The following is an 8,946-nucleotide window of genomic DNA, read 5'->3' on the forward strand; positions in this document are numbered from 1 at the left end:
CATATGCGAATTCTGTTAACGGGCGAGAATAGAGTCGGCGGCAATGTTGGCGCCCGTCGGAGCAGTCAAGTTGCAACGCGTCCTTCGTCGCATGCCGCTGGCATCTCGGGGGCAGGTATTCAATGAGACTTCGATTGGAAAGCCTTTTGCTGAGGGTGAAGCTATGTCGGTATAGACGTAGCAGCCAAGGTTTATTCGGCACGCGCCCACCAGCGTTGGCAATTGAGCGTGCGCTCAGTGCGGGGCGAGTCGGGGCGGTGGAGCGCGACACCAGTTTGAAGCTGAGCGTGGATCCGATTCCCGCTGAGTTCCGACGGTGACCGGGTAGCCAAGCATGGAGTTCAAGGACTACTACAAGACGCTCGGCGTGGAGAAGACGGCCACGCCAGAGGAGATAAAAAAAGCGTTTCGCAAGCTCGCGCGCAAGTTCCACCCCGACGTCAGCAAGGTACCGGACGCGTCTGCACGGATGGCGGAGGTGAACGAGGCCAATGGAGTTCTGTCAGATCCTGAAAAGCGCGCCGAATACGATCAGCTGTTAGCGCAGCCACAAAGCGCTCGCGAGTTCCGGCCTCCACCAGGCTGGCAACAAGGCTTCGACTTCACATCTGTTGGCGGAAACGCGCAGCACAGCGACTTCTTTGAGGAGTTGTTCGGGCGGGCCAACCGCACGCGCCGGGGCGGGGCGCGTCACCCTGAAGGACCAATTCCGGGTGAGGCTCGACACACACGCATCGAACTCGAACTACTGGATACCTATCTTGGCGCGGTGCGCATGCTGGAGCTAGACGCAGTGCGTATTGACGATCAAGGCCAACCCAGGCGCGAGAAACGCCAACTGGAAGTTCGGATACCGAAGGGAGTACGGGAGGGTCAGCACATCCGGTTGGCTGGGCAGGGTAGTCCAGGCGTCAACGGCGGCCCACCCGGCGACCTACTCCTGGAAGTGGTGATCCGCGCAAATACCAAGTGGCGTGCCGACGGTAAGGACGTACACGGTCGCCTATCGCTGTCTCCTTGGGAAGCCGCGCTTGGAGCGTCAGTGATGGTGCGACTGCCAGCGGACGACGCTGTGGAGGTAACAGTCCCTGGCGGCTGGACGCCTGGCAAAAAGCTGCGGCTGAGGGGTCGTGGAATCCCCGCATCCGAACCCGGTGACCTTTACCTGGTGCTGGAAGTCGTCTTGCCGGCCGCTGCCACCGACGGACAGCGCGACGCGTACTCGGCCTTGGCGCACGCATTTCCCGGATTTGACGCGCGGACAGTCGCAGGAGCGTGAACATGAAACCCATACTCGATGCAGAAGTGCTGATAGGCGCGGTGTTCTCAGTTGAGGAGGCGGCGCGGGCCTGCGGCGTAGACGTGCTTTGGCTTGAGAGACGCGTTGAGGCAGGCGTGCTGCATGTCCACGTGGGGTCTGAAGGATGGCGCTTCGACTGTTTCACACTGGTGCGCGCACGTCGGGTTGCGCACTTGGAGACCTGCTTTGATGCGGATCCACAGCTGGCGGCCCTCACGGCGGACTTGATTGAAGAAGTGGCACGTCTGCGTAGGCAACTTGAATTGCGCTGAACGTCGCCATGGTGCCGGGGGGCGCCGATCTTCTGGGGTAATCGCTCATCACCAGAGCAGCCAAGGAAAGAATCTCATGAATCAGCTATTGAAGGCCGCTCCTCTCGCGACACAGGTGCCTTCCGTGCCGCCCTCATCGAATCGGCACTTCATCAAGACTGCGGGCCTCGTCCTTGCGGTTGCTGCGTTGTTGGCCGTGCTGTGGATGCCGGCTGCGCCGGGGCTGCCGCTGGCTGGCCAGGTGATGCTGGCTGTACTTGCCTTCGCCGTGATCGTCTGGATGACCGAGGCTCTCGACTATGCCGTGAGTGCTGTAGTAGTCGGCGCACTGATGATCTTCCTTCTGGCTGCGACCCCCGATGTCGCAAAGCCAGCGAGCGGTGACATTGGGACCGGTGCGGCGCTGAGCCTGGCACTGTCGGGCTTTTCAAACAGTGCTGTCGCATTGGTCGCGGCAGCTTGTTTTATCGCCGCCGCTATGACGGCCACGGGGCTTGACCGGCGCATCGCGCTGCTCGTGCTTTCAAAAGTAGATGCGCGCACCAACCACATCGTTATTGGCGCCATGGTCGTGGGCTTCCTGCTGTCGTTCATCGTGCCCAGCACAACGGCAAGGGTGGCTTGCCTGGTGCCCATCATGATGGGATTCATTCTTGCCTTCAAGGTGGACAAGCGCAGTCGCTTCGCGGGCCTGCTGGTGATCGCAGCGGCACAGACTGCCAGCGTCTGGAACATCGGCATCAAGACCGCGGCGGCGCAGAACTTGGTGGCTATCGGCTTCATCGAAAAGCAGTTCCAGGCCACGATCACGTGGATGGAGTGGTTCATTGCCGGGGCGCCGTTCTCAGCCCTGATGAGCGTCGCGGTCTACTTCATCATGACCCGCATGATGAAACCGGAAATGAAGGAGATCGAGGGCGGGCGGGCGACTATTCGAAAGCAGCTGGATGCGATCGGGAAGACAACTACGAGAGAGTGGAAGCTCCTGGCAATCGTGTTGGTACTGCTGGGCTTTTGGGCGACCGAGAAAGTGCTGCACGACTTCGACACGTCGTCGACAACTATCGCCGCGATCGCCTTGATGCTGCTGCCTCGCCTGGGCGTGATGGATTGGAAAGAGTCGCAGCACGGCTTTCCTTGGGGAACGGTCGTGCTGTTCGCGGTCGGCATCAGTGTGGGAACGGCCTTGCTGAGGACCAATGCGGCCGGCTGGCTCGCAAACCTGATTGTGCAGAACCTTGGTCTTCAACACGCCAGCGCCTTCGTTGTCCTGATGCTGCTGTCGCTGTTTTTGATCGTCATCCACCTCGGCTTTGCGAGCGCCACAGCTCTCGCCTCGACGATGATTCCCATCATCATGAGCGTTCTGCTGGCCGTTCAGACGCCAGACATCAACGTCATCGGAATGACGATGCTTTTGCAGTTCGTCGTGAGCTTTGGATTCATCCTTCCGGTGAACGCGCCGCAGAACATGATTGCCTACGGCACAGGCACATTCGACGCACGAGATTTCGTTCGCACCGGCTTCGTCATCACATTGGTAGCCATGGCGCTTCTGGTTGTCTTCGCGTTGACCTATTGGCCCTGGATGGGGTACATGACGAAGACAGCCTGAGGCGCCATGTCATTTCCGGTACAGCTAGACAAGGAAGTGATGCACACGAAGCACAAAACCCGTAGCCGACATAAGGCAACGGGCCCCGTCCAGACCATCTTGTTCGCGAGGCCGCCTGGTCTCGGGGGCGCATCGGCGCAAGAATGGTCTGGCACCTCACCACAGGAGGCATCTTATGTCTACGTATCGATTCAAGTCCCGTGAAACGGGCGACCTCGTGATGCTCAAGCAGCACGGCAAGATTTTGCTGGAGATCATGGGCAAGGACCCGTCGGGTCCGGGCATCATCCAGCCCGCCGAGATGAGTGGGGCCGTGAAGGCCATCCTCGCTGCCGTGGCGGCCGACGAGGCGCGCCAGAAGCCCAAGGAAGACGAAGACGCAGACGATGCATCGCCTTCCTCCGACACGGTGAGCCTGCGCGTGCGCAGCATCCCCCTAATCGAGATGCTGCAGCGCTGCGAAAAAGCCAGGGTCGATATCGTCTGGGGAGTGTGAAGGGCGACCCGCGCATCGCTTCGCACTACTCCCCAAGGGGTCGACATCTGTTTATCGATGTCTCATAAGTCGGTGGCGCCGAGGGCACTGAGAAAATTCAGCACGAGGAAGGGCAGTAGCCGGATGATGAAGCGGTAAACGCATTGCACATAGCTATGCTTTCCTATGGACATGCGTTCACCAACTGCCAGACACGATGAACTTCGCCCAGAATGAACTGGTGGGACAGGAGTACTTGTCAGAGTGAGGTCGTCCGTTGACGGCCCAAAGACCATGGCCGCTGAACAAATCCTGGCTCGAAGAGCAAGACGCAACGGTGGCTATGCAATATCTATCCCAGGTTCCGTGCTAGGGCTTGGGCCTGGACCCATCTGACGATGTCCGGTGCACTCATGGCACCTGTTTGTCTGGCAACCTCACGTCCTCCTTGAAATAGAGCCAGTGTCGGGATGCTTCGAATGTTGAAGCGCTCTGCCAGGGAGGGGACAGCTTGCGTATCGACCTTTGCCAACCGGAAATCGGGTTCGAGTTGCGCCGCAGCATGTTCGAACGCGGGTGCCATCTGGCGGCACGGCCCGCACCAGGGCGCCCAGAAGTCCACCAGAACCGGAGTCTCGTTTCGCGAGACATGCTTGTCGAAGGAGGCCTCGTCCAAGTTGAATGAGCTCGCGTTGAATAGAGGTTGATGACAGCTACCGCAGTTTGGCTCGCTCGTGAGGTGTTCGCTCGCTATCCGGTTTGTGATCTGGCAGTTTGGACAAACTACGTGCAGCTTTTCGAGCATATTTCACTCCCAAAGTTAAAGGCCAATTGCTGTGCGCCGGGAACCACAGCGGGCGCCGCGGGGGTTCGACCTACGTTGTGCGTGTAGTCCGTTCCAACGCGTCGACAAAAAGCGCCGGAACGTTGAAGCCGGTTTGGTCAGTGATTTCTTGAAAGCCAGTAGGACTGGTGACATTGATCTCAGTAACAGAATCACCAATCACATCAAGCCCAATGAGTAAGAGTCCGCGTGGTGCAAGTGCTCGGCCGATAAGTTCTGCTATCTCACGGTTGCGCGGAGTCAAAGGCTGCGCCACCCCTTTGCCCCCAACCGCCAAGTTTCCACGCACTTCGGTACCCTGCGGAATACGTGCCAGGACAAAAGGCACGGGCTCGCCGTTGATTATGAGGATGCGCTTGTCGCCGTCTGCGATCTGCGGCACAAAGCGCTGGACCATGATGGTTTCGGCGCCACCCTTGTTTAACGTTTCGATGATGACTCCGAGATTCAGCGCGCCCTGTCCGACACGGAAAATGCCTTTGCCACCCATTCCATCAAGCGGCTTAAGAATGATATCGCCATGCTCCGCGTGGAAGTCTCGCACGGACTCGGCATTGCGCGTAACCAGCGTCGGCGGTGCGAGGTGAGAGAACTCCATGATTGCGAGTTTCTCGGGGTGGTCGCGAAGTGACCGCGGTCTGTTCACTACGTTGCCACCCTCCCGTTCAACTTGTTCCAGCAAGTGGGTGGCGTAGATGTACTCCGCGTTGAATGGTGGATCCTTGCGCATGAGGACAGCGTCAAAGTCTTTCAAGTGCATTTGCTTTGTGTCGTGGACGCGGTACCAGCCTGGGTAGGATCCGGTCAGGCTAATTTGCTGTACTGTGGCTGCGACAAAACTGCCTGACTTCCACTGAATGTCTCGCGGCAGGCATGCTGCTATATGGTGACCCCGCAACTGCGCCTCACGCATTATTGAGAAAGTGGTGTCCTTTTGGACCTTGAACTCGTCCAGCGGGTCGACGACAAACAAGAGCTTCTTCATCTGACGTTCCTCTAGCAGCATCGAACGAACTCGGGACACGGATTTCTCCAGGCCGTCGGCCTTCCCTTCGCGCTTACCTGAGCGGGAGCAGGAGCAGGGAGCAGGGAGCAGGGAGCAGGGAGCAGGGAGCAGGGAGCAGGGGAGTTGATTCTGCATGGATGTTGGCCGGGAGCATCGACCATCCGAGCCAGAGCGTGGACTCCACGACAAGTGACCACTTCTTTCGGACTTCAAGTTGTTAATGAAGAGAACTGGGCTCCCCGCTGTTCTAGAGACTCACTTCTTGTCGTGTTACGCATAGCGCAGACTGGCATTTCCCGTTTTTCCACGTCAATCTCCACGCTGCGAACAGTTTTACGGAAGTCAGTTCGCGAGCCCAACGAGCAGTCATAGTTGTGAAGCGGGACGGCCGCATATTCTTCGTTTCGGTCGCTGAGAAAACTCGCTGATCGATGGAGCAGGGGCGTCCGACTGGGGCGCGGCACACGAGGGGCCGCCGGGCGCTGCGCGCTGGACGCTTCTTCCGGACTCGGAGACGTCTTGGTGGCGGTATATTTCTAATTGCTGGCCCGAGTGCACCACACGGTGTGTCGCCCACGACGTAGAAGGTGGGCAAGAAAAGGCCCGCCCATCTGGTATCCGTGCCCGGCAGTCTCTGGTAGTCGTTACCCAGTGGAGGCTCTAGGCGCCTGGAGGGGTATTTCATATGGCTATAAATCAGCGAGTCGATGCGGTTGGGGAAACCATCGTCATCGACGAGACCAAGAATGGCCCGTTTCAGCTGAAGGTGCGGGCTGGCTCCTCTACGTTTATCGTGGATGAACCGATAGGCATAGGGGGGCTCGGGTCCGGTCCCAACCCATACGACTTGTTGAGTGCGGCCCTTGGGACTTGCTCAGTGATGACGATGCGTCTATATGCGTCGCGCAAGAAGTGGCCACTGGAGCGGATTCGGGTGAAGGTGACGCATCTCCGAAATGGGTTGAACGCGGCGGACACCTTCAGTCTGGAAATACAGCTTCAGGGAAGCTTGAGCGACGAGCAGCAACAGAAACTTCTTGAAATCGTCTCAAACTGCCCTGTGTACAAGACGATTGAGCGCGGGTCGGAAGCCTTGCCGACTTTAGTTTTCTCGGGGAGCTTGGCGGACGAGGCAGTTTCTCTTTGTGAGCACATGCGCGACATGGAGCAGGCCTGTGATCAGGCGGAAGCACAGGACGCTACGTCCTGAGTCGGCTAGGCCTCAGCTGGAACGCTGCGACGGACTGCGGACGGCTCTATTCCGTAGGTCCTTCGGAATGCTTTTGTGAAACTGCTCCGACTGGCATATCCGGCGTTGCGGGCAACGAGCTCGACGGCGAGGCCACTGGCTTTTAGCTGGAACATCGCTTGCCGCAGTCGGAGCTCCCGAAGCACCTGCATCGGAGACTTTCCTATAGCCGCGGTAAATCGAGCGGCGAAAGCAGAGCGGCTGAGGCAGGCCGTGTGGGCGAGGCTTTGAAGTGAATGATCGTCGCTAGGACGCATGGCCATTGCGGCAAAGGCTCTTGCTACTAACGGATCGCTGAGCATCGAAAAGCGTTCCACCCAGGCGTTCATGGAGACGAGCGACCGACGCAAAAGCAACACGATGACTTGCTTTAGTAAGGCCGCACTCATTGCCCCGCTGCCAACCTCCTGTGCGACGAGCTCGCTGAGCGCTGTCTGCAGTTTCGTGTCAACGTGATCGTCGATGTCGAACTGTTCGAAGATCGGCTCTGTCAAGCTACCAAAGAGTTCGGCGCAGGCGCCGTAGGTGGCATGAAAGTATCCGCACACCAGTATCAAAGAAGGATCTCCATCTCCCGCCGAGAATCTGCGTATCGTGCTTGACGAGATCATCTGGGGCTGCTTCTTGACGGAACGCAGGCCTGTGAATCCTGTGCTGCCCTCCACCTCAATTCGAAAAGGCGAATTTGGCGGCACAACGATCAATGTGTGGGGCATCAACGGTATGGGGTCGCGATTGCCAATCAAGGCCCGGCCAGTACCAACGATGTTGTAGTGGATGCCGGGCGCGTTCATGCCGCCCAGTTCCAGGCTGTATCCCATGCTCACTAAGCATTCCGAAAGGGCAACGAAACTGACATCGAGAGTACCAAGCACACCCTCGAGATCGCCTGGCGAAATGCGTAGTAGCGGTCGTTCGTTCAAGGTGCTGACTCCACGTGAATTCAGGTCGAAGCGGCGCCTCGAAATCCCGATAGTACGCAAACGTCAGCGCTCCCGCGACGGGCTGCTACGCACTGACCAGGCCTGCCTCACACTGGCAGATGACTTCAGGTTTCCTGGCCTCTTTTGCCGGACGATGAAACACATTGGCCTGTTGACCCTTGAGGGTACCCAAGAAACAATGGTCCGGAGTCACTGGGAGTGCACCTTTGTTCTGCGCCCTTAAAACTGATCTGGCTCATCCCGCAGGCTCCATTGCATCAAGCAACACAAGTGGCAGCATGAACGGTGGACTTGTTCAGAGTTCCCTAGGCCGAGAGTTCTCGGTTAGTGCGATGGGGCAAGTTCTACAGCGGTAGTCCTCGGTGGTCCCCTCAACCGCCTGTTTTCGAGCCGTATTGACAGTCTACGCCTATTGTCAGATGAGCACTGACCGTGTTTGGCCATTGGGGAGGACACCTCAGATGGCCAGCAGAACCCGCTGGGCGCAGCTGCCCAGCCCTTTAAGTAAGCACAGGAGAACTTCATGAAGTTTGAAAAGACACAGGCAGCACTTGACCGCCTGACCCCCGAGCAACGTCGGGTTACTCAGAAGTCCGGCACCGAAAGGCCCTTCACGGGAGAGTACAACGACAACAAGGAGCCTGGCATCTATGTCGACGTAGTGTCGGGAGAGCCGCTGTTCGCTTCGGCGGACAAGTTCGATTCGGGTACTGGCTGGCCAAGCTTCACCAAGCCGATCGTTCCGGCGAACGTGAACGAATTGCGCGACACCGAGCACGGCATGGTGCGAACCGAAGTGCGTTCGACCCATGGCGACAGCCATTTGGGCCACGTGTTTCCCGACGGACCCTCGGACCGAGGGGGCTTGCGCTATTGCATCAACTCGGCGTCCTTGCGCTTCATCCACCGCGAAGAGATGGTTGCCGAGGGTTATGGTGCCTATCTCGACCAAGTGGAGAACGTTTGATGAATCACGAAAAAGCCATCCTGGCCGGCGGTTGTTTCTGGGGAATGCAGGATCTCATCCGCAAGCAGCCCGGCATCATCTCGACTCGCGTGGGTTACACCGGCGGCGATGTTCCAAACGCCACGTATCGCAATCACGGCACGCATGCCGAAGGGATCGAGATCATCTTTGACCCCGAGTTGACGAGTTACCGGAAAATTCTGGAGTTCTTCTTCCAGATTCACGACCCGACGACGAAGAACCGTCAGGGCAATGACCGTGGGCTCTCCTACCG

Annotated in this window: 10 protein-coding genes; 7 read left to right on the top strand and 3 right to left on the bottom strand. The window is 58.4% G+C overall.

What is annotated here, in order from left to right:
• Positions 1 to 334 precede the first annotated feature (334 nt).
• The 4 genes from ACN4F8_RS04880 to ACN4F8_RS04895 all read left to right on the top strand — a co-directional run bounded on the left by ACN4F8_RS04880 (position 335) and on the right by ACN4F8_RS04895 (position 3,683).
• On the top strand, positions 335 to 1,279 hold the full coding sequence (locus ACN4F8_RS04880) for a DnaJ C-terminal domain-containing protein (protein WP_026437739.1): 945 nt from the start codon (positions 335 to 337) through the stop codon (positions 1,277 to 1,279).
• A 2-nt stretch (positions 1,280 to 1,281) separates the two neighbouring features.
• Positions 1,282 to 1,572 carry a hypothetical protein gene (locus ACN4F8_RS04885; protein ID WP_034713372.1) on the top strand — a complete coding sequence of 97 codons (291 nt, stop codon included), beginning with the start codon at positions 1,282 to 1,284 and terminating at the stop codon, positions 1,570 to 1,572.
• 76 nt (positions 1,573 to 1,648) lie between these two features.
• Complete coding sequence (locus ACN4F8_RS04890; protein ID WP_034713374.1) at positions 1,649 to 3,187, top strand: DASS family sodium-coupled anion symporter; 1,539 nt, start codon at positions 1,649 to 1,651, stop codon at positions 3,185 to 3,187.
• Positions 3,188 to 3,362: 175 nt separating this feature from the next.
• On the top strand, positions 3,363 to 3,683 hold the full coding sequence (locus ACN4F8_RS04895; protein ID WP_026437742.1) for a DUF1840 domain-containing protein: 321 nt from the start codon (positions 3,363 to 3,365) through the stop codon (positions 3,681 to 3,683).
• A 331-nt stretch (positions 3,684 to 4,014) separates the two neighbouring features.
• Here the strand turns inward: ACN4F8_RS04895 and trxC are convergent, their stop codons facing one another.
• Together trxC and gshB are read right to left on the bottom strand one after the other, a co-directional pair.
• Complete coding sequence (trxC, locus tag ACN4F8_RS04900) at positions 4,015 to 4,467, bottom strand: thioredoxin TrxC (RefSeq protein ID WP_034713375.1); 453 nt, start codon at positions 4,465 to 4,467, stop codon at positions 4,015 to 4,017.
• Between the two features lie 70 nt (positions 4,468 to 4,537).
• Positions 4,538 to 5,491, bottom strand: a complete 954-nt coding sequence (gene gshB, locus ACN4F8_RS04905; protein WP_026437743.1) for a glutathione synthase — start codon at positions 5,489 to 5,491, stop codon at positions 4,538 to 4,540.
• Between the two features lie 706 nt (positions 5,492 to 6,197).
• Here gshB and ACN4F8_RS04910 point away from each other — a divergent pair.
• The gene (locus tag ACN4F8_RS04910; RefSeq protein ID WP_051249077.1) at positions 6,198 to 6,722 is read left to right on the top strand and encodes an OsmC family protein; all 525 of its coding nucleotides are present in this window, start codon (positions 6,198 to 6,200) and stop codon (positions 6,720 to 6,722) included.
• A 5-nt stretch (positions 6,723 to 6,727) separates the two neighbouring features.
• Here ACN4F8_RS04910 and ACN4F8_RS04915 read toward each other — a convergent pair whose 3' ends face one another.
• Positions 6,728 to 7,684 (bottom strand): AraC family transcriptional regulator, encoded by a 957-nt coding sequence (locus ACN4F8_RS04915; RefSeq protein WP_026437744.1) that lies wholly within the window; start codon positions 7,682 to 7,684, stop codon positions 6,728 to 6,730.
• Between the two features lie 544 nt (positions 7,685 to 8,228).
• On the opposite strand from ACN4F8_RS04915, the gene msrB reads away from it, so the two are divergent.
• Both msrB and ACN4F8_RS04925 read left to right on the top strand, forming a co-directional pair.
• The gene (gene msrB, locus ACN4F8_RS04920; protein WP_026437745.1) at positions 8,229 to 8,672 is read left to right on the top strand and encodes a peptide-methionine (R)-S-oxide reductase MsrB; all 444 of its coding nucleotides are present in this window, start codon (positions 8,229 to 8,231) and stop codon (positions 8,670 to 8,672) included.
• On the top strand, positions 8,672 to 8,946 hold a 275-nt coding region (locus tag ACN4F8_RS04925; RefSeq protein WP_134529215.1), incomplete at its 3' end, for a peptide-methionine (S)-S-oxide reductase. The genes msrB and ACN4F8_RS04925, both read left to right, overlap by 1 nt.

This window comes from Hydrogenophaga sp. (assembly GCF_048549895.1).
In the GTDB taxonomy this organism is placed as follows: domain Bacteria; phylum Pseudomonadota; class Gammaproteobacteria; order Burkholderiales; family Burkholderiaceae_C; genus Hydrogenophaga.

Coding starts and splice junctions, on each gene's coding strand:
- ACN4F8_RS04880 (WP_026437739.1), top strand. CDS start 335: ATGGAGTTCAAGGACTACTACAAGACGCTCGGCGTGGAGAAGACGGCC.
- gshB (WP_026437743.1), bottom strand. CDS start 5,491: ATGAAGAAGCTCTTGTTTGTCGTCGACCCGCTGGACGAGTTCAAGGTC.
- msrB (WP_026437745.1), top strand. CDS start 8,229: ATGAAGTTTGAAAAGACACAGGCAGCACTTGACCGCCTGACCCCCGAG.
- ACN4F8_RS04885 (WP_034713372.1), top strand. CDS start 1,282: ATGAAACCCATACTCGATGCAGAAGTGCTGATAGGCGCGGTGTTCTCA.
- ACN4F8_RS04890 (WP_034713374.1), top strand. CDS start 1,649: ATGAATCAGCTATTGAAGGCCGCTCCTCTCGCGACACAGGTGCCTTCC.
- trxC (WP_034713375.1), bottom strand. CDS start 4,467: ATGCTCGAAAAGCTGCACGTAGTTTGTCCAAACTGCCAGATCACAAAC.
- ACN4F8_RS04895 (WP_026437742.1), top strand. CDS start 3,363: ATGTCTACGTATCGATTCAAGTCCCGTGAAACGGGCGACCTCGTGATG.
- ACN4F8_RS04910 (WP_051249077.1), top strand. CDS start 6,198: ATGGCTATAAATCAGCGAGTCGATGCGGTTGGGGAAACCATCGTCATC.